This window comes from Embleya australiensis, from assembly GCF_051903075.1.
GTDB lineage: Bacteria > Actinomycetota > Actinomycetes > Streptomycetales > Streptomycetaceae > Embleya.
This window is the reverse complement of record NZ_CP182422.1, coordinates 1,004,843-1,021,299: the sequence shown is the minus strand read 5'-3', so window position 1 is coordinate 1,021,299 and position 16,457 is coordinate 1,004,843. Positions and strand designations below refer to the sequence as shown.

12 protein-coding genes and 1 pseudogene are annotated in these 16,457 nt (G+C 71.6%); 9 read left to right on the top strand and 4 right to left on the bottom strand.

What is annotated here, in order from left to right:
* The 5 genes from ACMXN5_RS04285 to ACMXN5_RS04265 all read left to right on the top strand — a co-directional run bounded on the left by ACMXN5_RS04285 (position 1) and on the right by ACMXN5_RS04265 (position 9,091).
* A complete protein-coding gene (locus tag ACMXN5_RS04285; RefSeq protein WP_439674065.1) occupies positions 1–3,126 on the top strand; it encodes a type I polyketide synthase in 3,126 nt (1,041 codons plus the stop codon).
* Positions 3,127–3,373: 247 nt separating this feature from the next.
* Positions 3,374–6,694, top strand: a complete 3,321-nt coding sequence (locus ACMXN5_RS04280) for a non-ribosomal peptide synthetase (protein ID WP_439677944.1) — start codon at positions 3,374–3,376, stop codon at positions 6,692–6,694.
* 14 nt (positions 6,695–6,708) lie between these two features.
* On the top strand, positions 6,709–7,479 hold the full coding sequence (locus tag ACMXN5_RS04275; RefSeq protein WP_439674064.1) for a thioesterase II family protein: 771 nt from the start codon (positions 6,709–6,711) through the stop codon (positions 7,477–7,479).
* 218 nt (positions 7,480–7,697) lie between these two features.
* Positions 7,698–8,162, top strand: coding sequence for a hypothetical protein (locus ACMXN5_RS04270; protein ID WP_439674063.1), 465 nt, complete (start codon positions 7,698–7,700; stop codon positions 8,160–8,162).
* Between the two features lie 80 nt (positions 8,163–8,242).
* Positions 8,243–9,091: a DUF4097 family beta strand repeat-containing protein gene (locus ACMXN5_RS04265; protein ID WP_439674062.1), complete on the top strand. Its 849-nt coding sequence runs from the start codon at positions 8,243–8,245 to the stop codon at positions 9,089–9,091.
* Positions 9,092–9,218: 127 nt separating this feature from the next.
* On the opposite strand, the gene ACMXN5_RS04260 is transcribed toward ACMXN5_RS04265, so the two are convergent.
* Positions 9,219–9,731, bottom strand: a complete 513-nt coding sequence (locus ACMXN5_RS04260) for a hypothetical protein (protein ID WP_439674061.1) — start codon at positions 9,729–9,731, stop codon at positions 9,219–9,221.
* A gap of 243 nt (positions 9,732–9,974) precedes the next feature.
* Entirely contained in the window at positions 9,975–11,180 is a 1,206-nt protein-coding gene (locus ACMXN5_RS04255; protein WP_439674060.1) for a serine hydrolase domain-containing protein, read from the bottom strand.
* Positions 11,181–11,529: 349 nt separating this feature from the next.
* Between ACMXN5_RS04255 and ACMXN5_RS04250 the strand changes: the two genes are divergently transcribed.
* The 3 genes from ACMXN5_RS04250 to ACMXN5_RS04240 all read left to right on the top strand — a co-directional run bounded on the left by ACMXN5_RS04250 (position 11,530) and on the right by ACMXN5_RS04240 (position 13,764).
* Positions 11,530–11,949, top strand: coding sequence for a hypothetical protein (locus ACMXN5_RS04250; RefSeq protein WP_439674059.1), 420 nt, complete (start codon positions 11,530–11,532; stop codon positions 11,947–11,949).
* Positions 11,894–12,955, top strand: coding sequence for a tyrosinase family protein (locus ACMXN5_RS04245; RefSeq protein ID WP_439674058.1), 1,062 nt, complete (start codon positions 11,894–11,896; stop codon positions 12,953–12,955). The genes ACMXN5_RS04250 and ACMXN5_RS04245 overlap by 56 nt, the downstream gene beginning before the upstream one ends.
* Before the next feature lie 86 nt (positions 12,956–13,041).
* Positions 13,042–13,764 carry an RICIN domain-containing protein gene (locus ACMXN5_RS04240; RefSeq protein ID WP_439674057.1) on the top strand — a complete coding sequence of 241 codons (723 nt, stop codon included), beginning with the start codon at positions 13,042–13,044 and terminating at the stop codon, positions 13,762–13,764.
* A gap of 63 nt (positions 13,765–13,827) precedes the next feature.
* On the opposite strand, the pseudogene ACMXN5_RS04235 reads toward ACMXN5_RS04240, so the two are convergent.
* Positions 13,828–14,169 (bottom strand): annotated as a pseudogene (locus tag ACMXN5_RS04235) (hypothetical protein); the annotation flags it as partial.
* Here ACMXN5_RS04235 and ACMXN5_RS04230 point away from each other — a divergent pair.
* The gene (locus tag ACMXN5_RS04230) at positions 14,152–15,990 is read left to right on the top strand and encodes an FG-GAP-like repeat-containing protein (RefSeq protein WP_439674056.1); all 1,839 of its coding nucleotides are present in this window, start codon (positions 14,152–14,154) and stop codon (positions 15,988–15,990) included. The pseudogene ACMXN5_RS04235 and the gene ACMXN5_RS04230 sit on opposite strands and share 18 nt — an antisense overlap.
* 27 nt (positions 15,991–16,017) lie before the next feature.
* Here ACMXN5_RS04230 and ACMXN5_RS04225 read toward each other — a convergent pair whose 3' ends face one another.
* Positions 16,018–16,428 (bottom strand): hypothetical protein, encoded by a 411-nt coding sequence (locus ACMXN5_RS04225; RefSeq protein ID WP_439674055.1) that lies wholly within the window; start codon positions 16,426–16,428, stop codon positions 16,018–16,020.
* Positions 16,429–16,457: the final 29 nt, after the last annotated feature.

The window sequence follows — 16,457 nt, the reverse complement described above, 5'->3', positions numbered from 1 at the left end:
ATGAACACCTCCGCGAACAACGCCGCGGAACGGCCGGCGGACGGCGGGGACCGGGTCGCCCAGGCGCTCCGCACCCTCTTGGAGGAGCGCGACCGGCTGCGCCAGGAGAACGACGCGCTCAAGGCCGCCAGGGTCGAACCGATCGCCGTGGTGGCGATGGCCTGCCGCTACCCCGGAGGGGTGTCCTCGCCCGAGCAACTGTGGGACATGGTCCGCGACGGGGTCGACGCGATCGACGAGTTCCCGGCGGACCGGGGCTGGCGGGACCTGTACGACGAGGACCCCGACACACTCGGCAGCTCCTACGTACGGCACGGCGGATTCCTCGCCGACGCCGCCGACTTCGACCCGGAGTTCTTCGGGATCAGCCCGCGCGAGGCGCTGGCGATCGACCCGCAGCAGCGCCTGCTGCTACAGACCTCGTGGGAGGTCCTGGAGCGGGCCGGCATCGTGCCCGCCGACGTGCGCGGCAGCGACATCGGCGTGTTCACCGGGGTGGCCTCGTCCGAGTACGGCCTGCGCTTCCTGGAGGGCAGCGCGGGCGAGCTGGAGGGCTACCTGCTGCACGGAAGCGCGCTGAGCGTGGCGTCCGGCCGGGTGGCGTACGAACTGGGGCTGACCGGGGCGGCGGTGTCCGTGGACACCGCGTGCTCGTCGTCGCTGGTGGCCCTGCACCTGGCGATCCAGTCGTTGCGCTCGGGGGAGTGCTCGCTGGCGCTGGCGGGCGGGGTGTCGGTGATGGCCACACCCGCGATCTTCGTGGAGTTCTCCCGGCAGCGCGGCCTGTCGGCCGACGGCCGGTGCAAGTCCTTCGCGGACACCGCCGACGGGACCGGCTGGGCCGAGGGCGCGGGGGTCCTGCTCCTGGAGCGGTTGTCCGACGCCCGCCGCAACGGCCACCCGGTGCTCGCCGTCGTGCGCGGCTCCGCGGTGAACCAGGACGGGGCCAGCAACGGGCTGACCGCGCCCAACGGCCGGGCCCAGGAGCGGGTGATCCGGCAGGCGCTGGCCAACGCCGGGGTGGAGGCCGCCGACGTGGACGCGGTCGAGGCACACGGCACGGGCACCGTGCTGGGGGACCCGATCGAGGCGGGCGCGCTGTTCGCGACGTACGGCCGGGACCGGGCCGAGGGCCGGCCGCTGCGCCTCGGCTCGATGAAGTCCAACATCGGGCACGCGCAGGCCGCCGCCGGGGTGGCCGGGGTGATCAAGATGGTGATGGCCCTGCGGCACGGCTACCTGCCCAGGACGCTGCACGTGGACACCCCCTCCCGGCACGTCGACTGGTCCTCCGGCGCGATCGAACTGCTGGCGGAGGGGCACGAATGGCCCCGCGCGGACGGTCCCCGGCGGGCCGCGGTCTCGTCGTTCGGCGTCAGCGGGACCAACGCGCACGTGATCCTGGAGGAGGTACCGGAGCCGGAGGACGAGCGGCGCGGTCCGGCCGCGGCCGTCGTCGGCGGGTTGGTGCCGTGGGTGTTGTCGGGCAAGAGCGCCGCGGCCGTGGAGCGACAGGCGGGCCGACTGCACGAGTTCGTCGCCGCCGACCCGGACGCGGACGTCGCCGACGTCGGCTGGTCGCTGGTGTCGAGCCGTTCGCGGTTCGACCATCGTGCGGTGGTCCTCGGCCACGACCGGGACGAACTGCTCGCCGCGCTCGCGGCGTTGCGCGACGGCACCGAGTCGGCCGAGGTGGTGCGCGGTGTCGCCGGGAACCTCGGCGGGGTCGTCTTCATGTTCCCCGGGCAGGGATCCCAGTGGGTCGGCATGGGCCGGCAACTCTACGACGCCTTCCCGGTGTTCGCGCGCACCCTCGACGAGTGTGGAGCGGCGCTGGCCGAGTGGACCGACTGGTCGCTGCTCGACGTGGTGCGCGGCGCGCCCGGGGCGCCGACGCTGGACCGGGTGGACGTGGTCCAGCCGACGCTGTTCTCGGTGATGGTGTCCATGGCCGCGCTGTGGCGGTCCTGGGGCGTGGAACCGGCCGCGGTGGTCGGGCACAGCCAGGGCGAGATCGCCGCCGCCCACGTGTGCGGCGCGCTGTCGTTGCGCGACGCCGCCAAGGTGGTGGCGCTGCGCAGCAAGGCCCTGGTGGACCTGATCGGTCACGGCGGGATGGCCTCGGTCGCGGAATCCGCGGATCTCGTCGCGGCCCGGCTGACCCCGTGGCAGGACCGGGTGAGCATCGCCGTCGTCAACGGACCCCGCTCGGTGGTGGTTTCCGGGGAACCGGACGCGCTCGACGAATTCGTCGAGAAGATGAAGGCGGAAGGTGCCCAGGCGCGGAGGATATCGGTCGACTACGCCTCGCATTCCCACCAGGTGACCCGGGTCCGCGAACAGGTGATCGCACCCCTCGCCGATCTGGAACCGAAAACCTCGACACTGCCCTTCTACTCGACCCTGTACGGCGAGACGATCGACACCGCGAAACTGAACGGCGAATACTGGTACACCAATCTCCGGGAGCAAGTCCGCTTCGAAACCGCGATCCGGCGATCGGTCGACGACGGATTCCGGACCTTCATCGAGATGAGCCCGCACCCCGTATTGACCGTCCCCGTACAGGAGATCGTCGAGGATGTGGACGACGCGGTGGTCCTGTCCTCGTCCCGCCGGGACCGGGGCGAGGCGGAGGCCGTGCTCGGCTCGCTGGCCCACCTCCACACCCGGGGCGGCACGGTGGACTGGGATGCCCTGTTCGGCGCGCGCCGCCGGGTCGACCTGCCCACGTACGCCTTCCAGCGGCAGCGCTTCTGGCTGAACTCCGCGCACACCGCGCCGACGGCGCAGATGCCCGCGACCGAGGCCCTCTCGGACGAGGAGCAGGCCGTCGCGCTCGCGGACGTGCTGCCCACGCTGTCCGCCGACGACGCGGCGGCATTCGTGCTGGACCACGTCCTGACCAGGGTCGCCGTGGTGCTCGGGCACGGCTCGGGTGCGACGGTCGACCCGGACCGGGAGTTCAAGGAGCTCGGCTTCGACTCGCTGCTTTCGGTGGAACTGAGCAAACGCCTCGCCGCGACGACCGGCCTCAAACTCAGGGCCAACCTGGCGCTGCGGCACCCGTCGCCGCGACAGGTCGCGGCGCACATCCTGTCGTCGATGGGCGGACGCGCGGGATAGCGTCGCCACCGTGACGGGGGTGCGCGGCGTGGCGACGCCACGCCGGGAAGCGGGCGCGCGCGTCCGGCGTATCCCCGCCGTTGCGGGCGGGATTTCGCCCGCCGGGATGTCCCGCCGGCGGGACACCGCGGATTCGACGCGGCCCGGCGCGTTCCGGCACCCGTTGTCTTGACCGGCCGATCACACCTCCGTGAAGGTGGAGGCGATCTGCGAATTCATTCAGGTTCCTGGCCTGTTTGCCGAGGGGATGATCCCTGTGCGTTCGTTCGGTGCGTCGTCGGCGCATAAAGGATTGTGGCTGGCCCAGAAAATGTCTCCGGACATGCTCAACCATGCGCTGAGCATGTGGGACGTGGACGGTGAAATCGACCCGGCGGTCATGGAATCCGCATTCCGGCACGTGCTGGCGGAAGCGGAAGTGCTGCGGATCGATTTCGTCGACGACGGCGAGGGCAATCTGCTCCTGGTGCCCCGGGAATCGACCGACTGGCAGCCGTTCTTTTTGGACGTGGGCGCCGAGCCGGATCCCGAGCAGGCCGCGCGCGAGGCGCTGGCCGACATGATGAAGCAGCCGTTCGACCTGGAGCGCGATCTGCTGCTCCGGCTCGGCGTGGTCCGGCTCGGGCCCGCCCGCTCCCTCGTGGTGATCGCCTACCACCACCTCGTCTCGGACGGGTACGGCGCGGGCGGCCTGCTGTCGCGGCGCCTCGCCGAGGTGTACACCGCGCTGGCCCGGGGCACGGCCGTGCCGGAGCAGGAACACCCGTGGGATGTCGAGTCGTTCGCCGCCGACGCCGCGCGATACCAGGAGTCCCCGAAGTTCGCCGAGGACACCGGGTTCTGGCGCGACTACCTCGCCGAGGCGCCGGCGCCGGCGCAGGTGCCGCGCGTGCCGCTGTCCGACGCGGCGCGCGCCGCGCTCGCCGAGCCGATGAGCCGGGTGGACCGCTGGGCGCAGTTGGCCGACTCCATCGGCATGGTCAGTCGTACGCTGACCGTGCCGCGCGCCGAGGCGGACGGGTGGATCGCCGCCGCCGAGTCCATGGGCGTGTGGATGTCGTCGCTGCTGACCGCGGCCTCGGCGGTGTACTTCCGACACCGGTGCGACCGACCGGAGTTCCTGCTCTCGTTGGCCGTGGCCAACCGGGCCGGCGAGGCGAGCCGCACACCCGGCCTGGCGGTGAACGTGGTGCCGATGCGGGTGAAGGTGCCGCTGGGCGCGACCTTCGCCGACATCGCCGACGCGGTCGTGGACGAGACCTACGAGGTCTTCGGGCAAACCGCCTGCCACTACTCGGAGATCCAGCGTGCGAGCGGCACCGTCCTGAGCGGACGCGGCAGTTTCGGCGCGGTCCTGAACATCGTCGAGTTCGCGGAGCAACTGCACTTCGCCGACCACTCGGCGCGCTACCTCGGCGGAACGAACGGGGTCTTCGACGAACTGTCCATCGGCGTCTACACCGACGGCAGCGCCGACAGCGACCTGTTCGTGCGCCTCGACGCCCCCGCGGGCCTGTACACGGGCGCCGAACTACGTTTCATCGGCGCCGAGTTGATTGAATACGTCCACGCGGTGACGGCCGATCCGCAACTGCGCGTCGGCGCGCTGGACGTGCTCGGCGGCGACGCACGCGACCGGGTGCTGACCGTGCCCAACGAGACGATCGTGCCCCTGCCGGGGTCGACGGTTCCGGAACTGTTCGCCCGCCGGGTGGCGCAGGCCCCCGACGACGTCGCGGTGCAGTTCGGCGAATCGGCGCTCACGTACCGCGAGTTGCACGCACGATCCGGCCGCCTGGCCGAGACGCTGCGCGGGCGGGGCGTCGGTCCGGAGACGGTCGTGGCGGTGGCGCTGCCCCGGTCGGTGGACCTGGCCGTCGCGCTGCTCGCGGTGGTGAAGGCGGGCGGAGCATACCTCCCGATCGACCCCACGTCCCGGGCGGAGCGCATCGTGCCGGTGGTGCGCGACTCCTCGGTGCGGGTGCTGCTCACCGACGCGGCGACCGCCGAGGGCGCCGCCGTCGCCCGGGACGTCGCGGTGATCCTGTTCGACGACGTGCGCCCGGAGACCGCCGCCGACACCGGCGACGACGCGCCGAAGACGTCCGTCCCGTCGCGACCGGACAACCTGTTGGCCGTGATGTACGGCTCCGGACCGGACGGCAAGGCCGCCGGCGTCGCCGTGACGCACCGGAACATGGAGCGCCTGGCCCTGGACCGCCGGTGGCACGAGGGCGGCCGAGGCACCGTACTGTGGCACTCGCCGATCACCGCCGACGCGCTCGCCCTGGAACTGTGGGTGCCGCTGCTGAACGGCGGCCGAGTGCTGGTGGCCGGGCCGGCGGAGTCGGCGGTGGACACGCTCGCCGCGTCGACGTCGATCACGGCCGCGTGGGTGTCCGCCGGCCTCTTCTCGGCGATGGCGGCGCAACACCCCGAACGCCTGGCCGGGTTGCGCGAGGTGTGGACCGGCGGCGACCGGGTGTCCTCGGCCGCGCTGCGCCGGGTGCGCGAGGCATGCCCCGACCTGGCGATCGTGCATGGCCACGGTCCGACGGAGGCGACCGTGTTCGCCGTGTGCGACCGCCCGGTCGACGGCGAGGCGGCACACCACGCGGGTTCGATCGGCCGCCCGATGGACAACACCGCCGTGTACGTCCTGGGCCCGGGCCTGGCGCCGGTCCCCGTCGGGGTGACCGGTGAGCTGTACGTGGCCGGCCCCGGTGTGACGCGCGGGCGTCCCGGGCGTCCCGGGCAGACCGCGGAGCGCTTCGTGCCCTGCCCGTTCGGCCCGGCCGGCGGTCGGATGTACCGGACCGGGGACCTGGTGCGGTGGGGAACCGATGGCGGGCTGGAGTACGTCGGCGCGGCCGATGCCCGGTTCGACGTGCGCGATGTCCGGGTCGAGCCGGCCGAGGCCGAGGAGGTGCTGTCCGAACACCCCGGCGTGGCACAGGCGGTGGTGGTCGGCCGGGCGGACGAGTCGGGGCAGCCGCGTCTGGTGGCCTATGTGGTCCCGGCCGGCGGTACGGGAGAGGGCGCCGCGAACTCCGCCGGGCTCTCCGGCTCTTCGGGTTCCACGGGTTCCACGGATACCTCGGATACCTCGGATACCGACTCCTCGGGTCCGACGGGCGAGGAGCTGCGCCGGTTCGCCGCCGAGCGGCTGGCGGAGTCCGTCGTGCCGTCGGCCTTCGTACTCCTCGAACGCCTGCCGCTGACCGCGGGCGGTCGGGTGGACCGGGCCTCCCTGCCGAAGCCCGATTTCGACGGCGGCTCCTACCGGGGCCCGCGCAACCGGACCGAGCGGGTCCTGGCCGCGCTGTTCGCCGACGTGCTCGAACTGGACCGCGTGGGTATCGACCAGGACTTCTTCGACCTCGGCGGGAACTCGTTGCGGGCGATCCGGCTGGTCGGCCTGATCCGGGCGGAGCTGAACCTCGAGGTGTCCATCCGCACGTTGTTCGCGGCGCGCACCATCATCGGCCTGTCGGACATGTGGGGAGACCTCAGCCGGTCGAGCCGGCCGGCTCTGCGCCGGCGGACGAAGGACGGCAAGGCCCTCTGAGAGGAATCCCGACAATGACGAGTCCGGTGGAAGAGCGGTGGCTCCGCCGCTTTCGTGACGACGACGCGTGCGGAACCAAGCTCGTCTGCTTCCCCCACGCCGGCGGCTGGTCCAACGCGTACCGCACGTGGGCGCGGGGACTGCCCTCGGACGTCGGCCTGCTCGCCATCCGGTATCCGGGCCGCGAGGACCGGATCGGCGATCCGTTCCCGTCCGGGTTGGAGGCCCTCGCCGACGACATCGTCGACGCGCTCGTCGGATTGACGCGGTATCGGCTGGTGTTGTTCGGCCACAGCATGGGGGCTTCGGTGGCGCACGAGGTGGCACTGCGCCTGCACAAGCGCGGGTGCCCGCCGGCCGCGTTGTGCGTGTCGGGCAGACGTCCGTCGCACGCGCTGGAAGGTTTGCGGCGCCACTTCGGCACGGACGAGGAGATCATCGCGGACGTCGTGCGCTTCGACGAGAGCCGCGCCCCGGTGTTCGCGGATCCCGACCTGCGGGAGATCCTGCTCCCCGCCGTCCGCGCGGACTACCGGATGGTCGACGACTATCCCGCCGGCGACCGGCCTCCGCTCGACTGTCCGGTGTACGGCTACACCGGCGACCACGATTCCGAGGTGAGCCCGGAACTGATGCGCCGCTGGGCGGATACGACGAACGCCGGTTTTCGGATCCGGGTCTTTCGCGGTGGGCACTTCTACCTCCGAGCCGAGGAGGACGCGCTGTTGGCGGATCTGCGGGATGTATTGGATCGGGTCAAGCGCGGCGTAGGGGCCGGCTCGTGACCGGGTGGGCCCGGTCCGGGCACTTCGATCGACTCGGCGAGGTGTCGATCCGGATACCGTGACCCGCGCGGGGCGTTCGGCTCGCGATGACGTACGGGTGCCGCCCAGGCCCCGTGACCTGCCCGGATACCGTCCGGGCCCAGCCGGATGTGGCGTCGATGGCGCCATCCGGGTCACAGTGACTTGTGGTGGCGCAACGTTTGCGCCATGATGACGTCATGGATGTGAGCCCGTTCGTAGACAGGTTCGGGCGCGAGTTTGCCGCGCTCGCCCGGACCGACAGTGGGGACGCGGTCGTGCCGGAGGCACGACTGCTCGAGCCCGTGATCCGACGCATGTTGTTCGACACACTGGCCGCCGCCGCGGACGAGATCAATCGCGACTTCGCCCCGGGCGCGGTCGAGATTCGGCTCCGCGAGGGCGAGCCGTACTTCGCCCTGCTGCCACGCGCGCCGGAGAGTTCGCCCGACGCCGGTGCGGACGGTGCCACGGCACACGTCGACGTGCGCGTTTCCCGGCACCTGAAGGAGTCCGTCGAGCAGGCCGCCGGCCGCGAAGGGCGTTCGGTGCAGGACTGGTCGGAGCAGGTGCTCTCCGCCGCGGTGCGCCACGAGCACATACCCGGCGCCGCGAACCGGCGCGGCAAACGGGCCCGGCAACGCTACACCGCCTGGGCGCGCTGAGCCGACCGGGCCGACACCCCGGCCGTCCCACCACGGGGGACACCCGCGATACCCGCCGGAAATGACGAGGAAGGAAAACCATGCCTGTTTTCGAGACCCCCAAGCCGATCTCCGTCGAGTTCGAACTCGGTGTCGGTGACGTGGAGATCACCGCCGAGGATCGCACCGACACCGTCGTCGAGGTACGGCCGACCGACGAGAAGGACGCCTCGGACGTCAAGGCGGCCGACCAGATCCGCGTCGAATACAACAACGGCGTACTGCTGATCAAGGGGCCCAAGCACGGGGTGCCCGTGGTGGTGGACTTCTCTCGGAAGTCCCGTTCGGTGGACGTGTCGATCGTGCTGCCCACGGGCTCGCGTGTGCGTGGCGAGGCGGCGATGGCGGACCTGCGCGGCTCCGGACGCCTCGGGGAGTGCACATACAAGACGTCCACCGCGGACATTCGCCTCGAGCACGTCGGCCGGTTGAACCTGCGCACGGCGGGTCACATCGGCGTGGGCCGGGTCGACGGGGACGCCGAGGTCGCCACCGCCACCGGGAGGATCCGACTGACGGAGGTCGACGGCGCGATCGACGCCAAGAACTCCAACGGCGACATCGAGATCGGCCGGGTCACCGGCGACGTGCGCGCGCGCACCTCCAACGGTGACATCACCATCGGCCACGCCTCGGGGGGCACGACCGAGGCCAAGACCGCCAACGGCAACATCCGGGTCGCGGAGGTGGCCCGCGGCTCGCTCGTGCTCAAGACCGGGTCCGGCGACCTGGAGATCGGCATCGGTGGGGACAGCCCGGCGAAGCTGGACCTGAACACCGGATACGGGCGCGTGAACAACACCCTGGAGGAGGTCGCCAAGTCGCTCGGGGAGGGGATCGAGGTGCGGGCGCACACCTCCTACGGGGACATCACGATCCACCGGGCCTGACGGGCGGACCGTACGGCCGGGCTCGGGCCGTCGTGTCCGGGCACGACGGCCGGCGTGGCCCGGCCGCGACCGGCCGGCGATCGTACGGCCGGCCACCGCACCGGGCGACCCGTGGCGCACGGAGCGGCTACTGCACCCAGCCGTTGAACTGCTGCTTGCCGCGATGGGACCGCTTGCTGTTGGACAGCGCCGCGGCGGAGGCGCGGACCATCCACGTGTTGACCGAGACGCCCTGTCGGCTCGCCGCCTTCTCGATCTCGTCCTTCATCTCCTGCGGCGGCCGGAAGTTGATCCGGGCCGTGGCGCCACCCCTGGCGCCACCGAACTCGCCGGTCGACCAGTCGCTCACCGGGTCGTCCGTCTCCTCCGGGGCGCCCTGGGCGGGGCCGTCGTCGCCCGAGGGCGGGGTCACCACGAAGCTGGGATCCATCCCGCGCAGGCGCAGGTCCACCGAGCCGGGTGCCAGGTCCCGGGTGATCTCGTCGGCCGCCGCCGACAGAACCTTGAGCAACGTGAGCCGGACGGCCGACTCCAGCGGGGCGACGAGCCGCTCGGCCACCGCGCGAGTCTCGGCATCTCCGGCCGCGGAGGCTGCGACCAGCTCGTCGCGCAGCGCCTCGACATACTCCCGTAGTTCCATGTGCCCCATCATGGCACAGCGATTGCGCCGCACGGCGCCTACCTGGCCCGACACCGGGGCGCGATCCCTTTGCCCAGGTGGAGGCGCGGTGGTCCGCACGGCCGGCGGCACCGCCCGGACCGCCGGGCCCGGCGGGATCCGGTCGACCTGTCGCCACGGTTGGCGCCATCGCTGCGCCACCGGGGGTACGACCGGGGGCGGCGCGGGACGGGCGGCGCCGCGTCGCCCGTCCCGATGCTCGTCTCAGCGTGTGCCGGAAGGCGTGTCCGACGCCGTGTTCGCGGGCGTCGGGCAGAACTCGGCGTTCACGATGGGCAGGATGGTCTCCGCCGCCCAACCGCCGTTGTAGTTGAACGCGAGCTGATGCCCGCCGTCCTCGGTCAGCGCGACCATGGTGATCGACCCCGGTGCGCCCCCGTCGTGGTACCACAGCGTGACACCGCAGCCCAGCGTGAACCGCTCGATGCCGAGACCGTAGGACGCGCCCGGAAAATCGGGGTTGTCGACGGTCGTCTTCAGCTCCGCCAACTGCCGTGGCGGCAACAACCTCCCGCGGATCAGGGCCGCGTAGAACCGGTTCAGATCGTCCGCGTCGGAGATCATGTCGCCGTTGCCCCAGGCCTGGGATCCGTTCGTCTCGGTGACGTCGTCGACGCGATCCGGCTGTGCCGCGAAAAGCTTTGCATAACCGCGGCTGCTCGGCCGGGGCAGCCGGACCCGGTTGCCGGGGTTGGACGTCGCCCCGAGCCCGAGGGGTTCGATGATGCGATCGTGCACCTCGTCCTCGTACCGCCTGCCGGCGACGCGCTCCACGATCAGCGCGGCCAGGACGTCGTTGGTGTTGGAGAACGAGTGCCGGACACCGGGCCCGAACGGCGCCTGGTGGGAGAGCGCCACCCGTACGCGCATCTCGGGGGTCAGCGTGTCGTACCGGTGCCGCAGGAAGCCGTCGCCCGCGAGATACGTGGCTCCGTACTCCGGGTCGAGGGCGTAGTCGAACAGCCCGCTGGTGTGGTTGAGCAACTGCCGTACCGTGATCGCCCGCCCGTCGTTGCCGTTGCCCCGGACGACGCCGGGCAGATGGCGCTCGACGGTGTCGTCGAGGCCCAGCCGCCCCTCCGCCTCCAGCTGGAGCAGTACGGTCGCCACGAACGTATCGGTGACGTTGCCGATCCGGAAACGATCGTCCCGGCCGCGCGGCGCACCCGTCCTCAGGTCGCCCACCCCCGACGCCGACCGCCAGACCCCCCGGCCGTCGCGCGCCTGGGCGGTGACCCCGGGAACCCCGGCCAGCACGGCGGCATCGATCGCCCGCCGCGTCTCCTGATGCCGCCCCCCGGACCGGTCCGCCTCGTCCGCCGAAGCCCGCGCGGATCCGGTGAACACGGTGGCCACCATCGCCATCACCGCCAACCCGACCACGCCGCCCCGCGCCTTCTTCCACGCCACCACGCCGTACCCCCGAATGTCGTCCGCACTCGCCCGTCGGCCGCATCCAGTGCCGCTCCCGAGCACCCGTCGGCGGCAGCGTAGATCACCCCCGAGCCGCATGGGGCTTTCCCGTGCCAAGACCACACCCGATGACGAAACGACCGGTCAACACCGCGTCGGACACCCGGAATCGCCGGCTGGAACCGCCGCCGCACCGGCCCCGTGTCCAGCCGCCGGGACACCCCGAACCCGGCCCGCGGCGGGCGACGGCGCCGGCCCGGCGCGGCAGGAGTTGCAGCGGCCGGCGGATGAGCGTCTCCTGGACATGGGGCGACAGCGCGTTTTGCGTGTTTTGGGAGAAGATCTGATGACTCATCAGGACATCACCGCAGCCGCCGAACCGGCCGTCCTCGCGCAGTACATCGCGGATCTGCCCGTGCCGGACCTGATGCCGGGCTCGATGGAGAGCGTTCGCGAGGACGAATTCGAGGGCCACCGGATCGTGGTCACAACCACGTACGAGATCACCGTGGACGACCGGCCGGTCACCGCCCACCTGATGGTGTCGAACAACGGCGAGGTGCACTGTCACGCGCTGCCGGCGTACCAATTCCTGTCCGCCGTCGACACGGTGAAGGCCCTCATCCAGTACTTCCCGGACGAATTCCCGCCCGGCGGCGGAGGCGCGCCCGAGGGAGAGGAGGGGCATGAGGGGCACGAGGGGCAGGACCATGAGCACCACCACCACGAGCACGGCCACGGGTTGGAGCACCCGGGAGGTGGCTGAGATGGCGATCGTCCGCAGAAACGTCATCACCGACCTGTCCGCCCGCGACGCGTACATCCGCGGCGTCAACCTCCTCAAACAGGAGAACACGACGCTGCAGACGACCGCGTTCGGGATCCCCGGCCCCGCCACGCCGGTCCGTACATACGACCTCTTCGTGATCTGGCACCACCGGGCCATGACCACGCCCGTGCCGCCGACCGGGAACTGGATGGTCCGCAACGGCGCCCATCGCGGGCCGGTGTTCCTGCCGTGGCACCGCGTCATGCTGGCCTACCTGGAGGCCAACCTGCAGCGGGTCCTGAACGACCCCGGCTTCGCCCTCCCGTACTGGGACTGGTCCATCGACGGCTCACTGCCCAGCCCGGCGAACCAGCCGATCTGGACGGAGCAGTGGATGGGCGGTCCGGGTAGTCCGATCTCCACGGGGCCGTTCGTCTTCAACGCCGCCGACCCGAAGAGTTTCCGGGTCCGCGTGGAAACCGACAGCTCCCTGCGACTGGTCCAGGCGAACCGGGGTCTGCGCCGGGGCCTGGGAGAGCTTCCCCCGCAGGGCACCGCCTCCTCGACCACCCTCCCGACCGCCCTCGACGTGGGCGCCGCCTTCAACACACTGCCCCTGCTCGGCGGCGATCCCGACCTCGCCACCTACGACTTCGCCCCCTGGGACGCGGGGTCGAAGGGATTCCGCAACCGGCTCGAAGGATTCATCGGAACCGGACTGCACAACCAGGTACACCGCTGGGTGGGCGGCGACATGGGCCCGGCCTCGTCCCCGAACGACCCCGTCTTCTACCTGCACCACTGCAACGTGGACCGGCTCTGGGAAGGCTGGATGCACCACCACGGCCGCTCCTACGCCCCACCCATGACGGCCTCCGCCGACCTCCTCGGCCACCGCATCGACGACCCGATCGTCACCCCCCTGGGCCCGAACGCCCCGGGCGGCACCCCGCGCCTGACCCTCGACTTCACCAGCAAGTACACCTACGACCTCGTCCCGTAGACCCCGACGATCCGGCGCGCTCCCTCCAGGGCAAGTTTCGCAAAAGCACCCGAACGTGACCTTGCCAATCCCACCACCGTTGTGACTTGCACCGCCCCTACGGAGTCGCGGTGGACGGCGCGGACGACCTGTACATCGCCGACGCCGAGAACCACCGGGTCCGCAAGGTCACGGCCGACGGGACGATCGGCACGGGCACCGCGGGCTTCGCCGGGGACGGCGGCCCGGCCGCCAAGGCGCAGTTGAACAGTCCGTACGGGCTCGCCGTGGACTGCGTCGACACCCTCTACTTCGCCGACCACCTCAACAACCGGGTGCGGCGGATCGCATCGACGATGCTGGCCGGGCTGCCCGAGTCGGGCACGGTGGTCTCCTGGGCCAACGTCCGCAGCGCCCTGCGGATGGCGGTCCTGCGCGAGTCCACCAAGGACGGGGCCGAGATCCGCCAGTCGCTCGCCACCACCAGGGACAACCAGCGGTGGCGGCTGGTCCCGGTGGGCCGGGACGACGGCGACATCCTGTACATGATCGAAAACGTGCGCAGCGGCAAGGTGTTGGAGGTCGTCGGAGCGCAGGAGACCGCCGGGGTGCCGGCCGCGCAACGCGCCTACGAGGGAGGCGACGCACACCACCAGCAGTGGCGGCTGGTCCCGGTGGGCGCGGTGACCGACAGCCCGCGCGTGTACGAGATCGCGAACCGGAAGAGCGGTCTGCTCCTGCGCGTCGACACCAACGCCCGCGCGGCGATCAGGCAGCACGCTGCGGAGGGCGACCACCGGGGCCGGCAGTGGCAGTTGCTCCCCGTGTGACACGCGTGCGATGCGGCGCACGAGGGGGCGGGGGCGAGGTCGCCCCCTCGGAACCACCGTGCGCTACTGGGAAGCCGACGGATCCTCGGCCGTCGGCTTGGCCGCCTTGGGTGCCTCCGGGGCCTTGGGGGGCTTGGTGAAATCGCTCTTCTTCGGCTTGGTCTCCAGGTCCTCGTCCTTTTGCAGGCCGCTGTGCTCCGTCACCGTCGCACTCGACTCCCGCATGCCGGCGGACGCCGCCGACGACACCGAGCCGGGATCCGCGGCGTACCGGGCCTGGGTGCCCGCCGACGCCTGGGTGGTTCGGATGAAGGAGCCGAGGAAGCCCAGCACGACCCGCGCCTCGGGCGACTGCTCCTGCACGACCTGCGCCCGGGTGGAGGCCCCGTGGATCGCGCCGGCGAACTGAAGCTGGAGATCGTCAACGCCGCCACGGGGCAGACCCTCGGCACCAGGGCCGCCCCGAGCACGGATGTGGCGCTCGTCGTCCGGGACTTCCCCGACGACGGCCCGAGCCCGGAGCAGTGGCACCTCACCCCCGTGCCGGCCGCGCCCGGCGGAGCGCCGGACGACCACGTATACGTGATCCGCAACGCGGTCGGCGGCAAGGTGCTCGACACCTCCGCCGTCGCGGAACGCGGTGTCCGCCAGGGCAACGCCGCCGCCGGCAAGAAGAGTCAGCAGTGGCATGTCGTCGCCGTCGAGGGCGAAGCGGGCCGGTACTTCATCGAGGACGCGAGCGATGGTGCCGTCCTGGATCTCGCCGAGCCCGGTGCGGACGACACCCGGATCGTGCTGCGCGAGTACGACGACGGCGCAAAGAGTCAGCGGTGGCGCTTCGTCCCGGCCGAGCCCGAGCGCACCGCCGACCTCGTGCTGCGCTGGGCACCGCTGGACCACTGGAACAGCCGCCGGTCCTGGCGATTGAACCGGGCGCCCGCGCTGCGGCCGGTGCCCGACGCGGCGCCCTCCTTCAGCGATGTGCTCCGGGTCCTCGACCGGTTCGGGAGCGACCAGGGCGCGGGCGGGTGGAAGAGCGCCGGGGCCGTCCCCTTGCCAGGCGGGCAGGCGGGCCGGTGGGCCGGGATCGGGGCGCGGTTCCTCGCGGACACCACGGGAGCGGGGCCGGTGGACATCGTCGGACTCGACCCCGCGAAGGGGGCCCTGACCTCGACCGCCCGAGGCGACGGCACGTTCGATGACGAGCGTGTCCTGCACCCTTCCGCGCCCGCGCCGAAACCCGCCGACCTGTGGACCCTCGCGGACACGACGGGCGACGGCAGGCCCGACATCGTCGTGCTCGCCGCCGACGGCGTCCGGCTGTCCGCGCGGGACGAGGGCGGGACGTTCGCGCCGACGGGCACCCAACCGGTGCTCAAGGCGTTCGGGCACGGCGCACAGGCCGGCGGTTGGCGGGCCGACCGGCATCCCCGGTTTCTGGTCGACACCACCGGCGACGGCAGGCTCGACCTCGTGGGCTGCCACGACGACGGCGTGTGGCTCTCGCTCCAGGACGAGGAGGGCACGTTCGCGCCGCTCGCCGACGAACCGGTGCTCCGGGCGTTCGGCGCCGGCGAGGACGCGGGGGGTTGGCTCCTCGACCGGCATCCCCGGTTTCTGGTCGACACCACCGGCGACGGCAGGCTCGACCTCGTCGGCTGCCACGACGACGGGGTGTGGCTCTCGCTGCGGGACGAGGAGGGCGCCTTTGCCGAACCCCTGTACATCCTGGACGACTTCGGCGTCGAACAGGGGTGGGGCTCGGTCGACGAGCACCCCCGATTCCTGCTCGGGATCGTCGGCGACGGAGCACCGGACATCGTCGGCTTCGGCCCGGAGGGCGTCGCCGTCGCCCGCGGGCGCGGCGACGGCACCTTCGAGCCCGCGAAACTCGTCCTGAACGACTTCGGACACGCCCAGGGATGGACGGGCAGGAAGCACCTCCGCCTCCTCGCCGACGTCACCGGCGACGGCAACCCGGACATCGTCGGCTTCGGCGACGAAGGCGTCTGGGTGGCGCACAATCTCGGCGACGGCCGGTTCGAACAGGCCCGCCTGGTGTGCCGCGGGTTCGGCTACGCCGACGACGCGGGCGCCTGGCGCGTCGACCGCCATCCCCGCTTCCTCGCCGACGTCACCGGCGACGGCAGGCTCGACCTCGTCGGGTTCGGTGGCCCGGGAGTACACGTGGCCCGAAACCTCTTCCGCCGCTTCAGGACCCGCTGACCTCGGCCGCGACGCCGGCGCCCGACCTCACACGGCGCCGGCGTAGCCGCAGTGGTAATCGGAGTTGGTCGCGATGTTCCAGTCGATGACACACACCGCCGCCTTGTAGCCCTTGTCGTCCCAGTGCCAGCCGGTGTTGGTCTGTCCGTTCGTGACGCTCCAGTGGTTGGACGCGTCCGACCAGACACCGTCGTGCTTGCGCTGAAGGATCATGGTGCACTTGCCGCCGTTCCACGAGTGCACCAGCCCCTGCGCGTACCACGCACCGTTGGTCTTTTGGGTGTTGATCCAGGCCTTGCAGTTGTTGCCGTACCAGGTAACGGTGCTCGGTTCGTACACGACCGACTGTGCGGCGGCCTGAGCCGGCGTCCCGCCGCCCATGACCAGCAGCCCGGCCGCAACGGCCACCGACGCCCACACGATGCGCTTTTTCGCCATGAGAATTCCCCGTTCTCGCAAGAGTCGGA

Excerpts from the sequence above, each read along its gene's own strand:
- ACMXN5_RS04250 (WP_439674059.1), top strand. The coding sequence starts at position 11,530 with ATGACTCATCAGGACATCACCGCAGCCGCCGAACCGGCCGTCCTCGCG.
- ACMXN5_RS04285 (WP_439674065.1), top strand. The coding sequence starts at position 1 with ATGAACACCTCCGCGAACAACGCCGCGGAACGGCCGGCGGACGGCGGG.
- ACMXN5_RS04245 (WP_439674058.1), top strand. The coding sequence starts at position 11,894 with ATGAGCACCACCACCACGAGCACGGCCACGGGTTGGAGCACCCGGGAG.
- ACMXN5_RS04280 (WP_439677944.1), top strand. The coding sequence starts at position 3,374 with ATGATCCCTGTGCGTTCGTTCGGTGCGTCGTCGGCGCATAAAGGATTG.
- ACMXN5_RS04265 (WP_439674062.1), top strand. The coding sequence starts at position 8,243 with ATGCCTGTTTTCGAGACCCCCAAGCCGATCTCCGTCGAGTTCGAACTC.
- ACMXN5_RS04260 (WP_439674061.1), bottom strand. The coding sequence starts at position 9,731 with ATGGAACTACGGGAGTATGTCGAGGCGCTGCGCGACGAGCTGGTCGCA.
- ACMXN5_RS04275 (WP_439674064.1), top strand. The coding sequence starts at position 6,709 with ATGACGAGTCCGGTGGAAGAGCGGTGGCTCCGCCGCTTTCGTGACGAC.
- ACMXN5_RS04225 (WP_439674055.1), bottom strand. The coding sequence starts at position 16,428 with ATGGCGAAAAAGCGCATCGTGTGGGCGTCGGTGGCCGTTGCGGCCGGG.
- ACMXN5_RS04270 (WP_439674063.1), top strand. The coding sequence starts at position 7,698 with ATGGATGTGAGCCCGTTCGTAGACAGGTTCGGGCGCGAGTTTGCCGCG.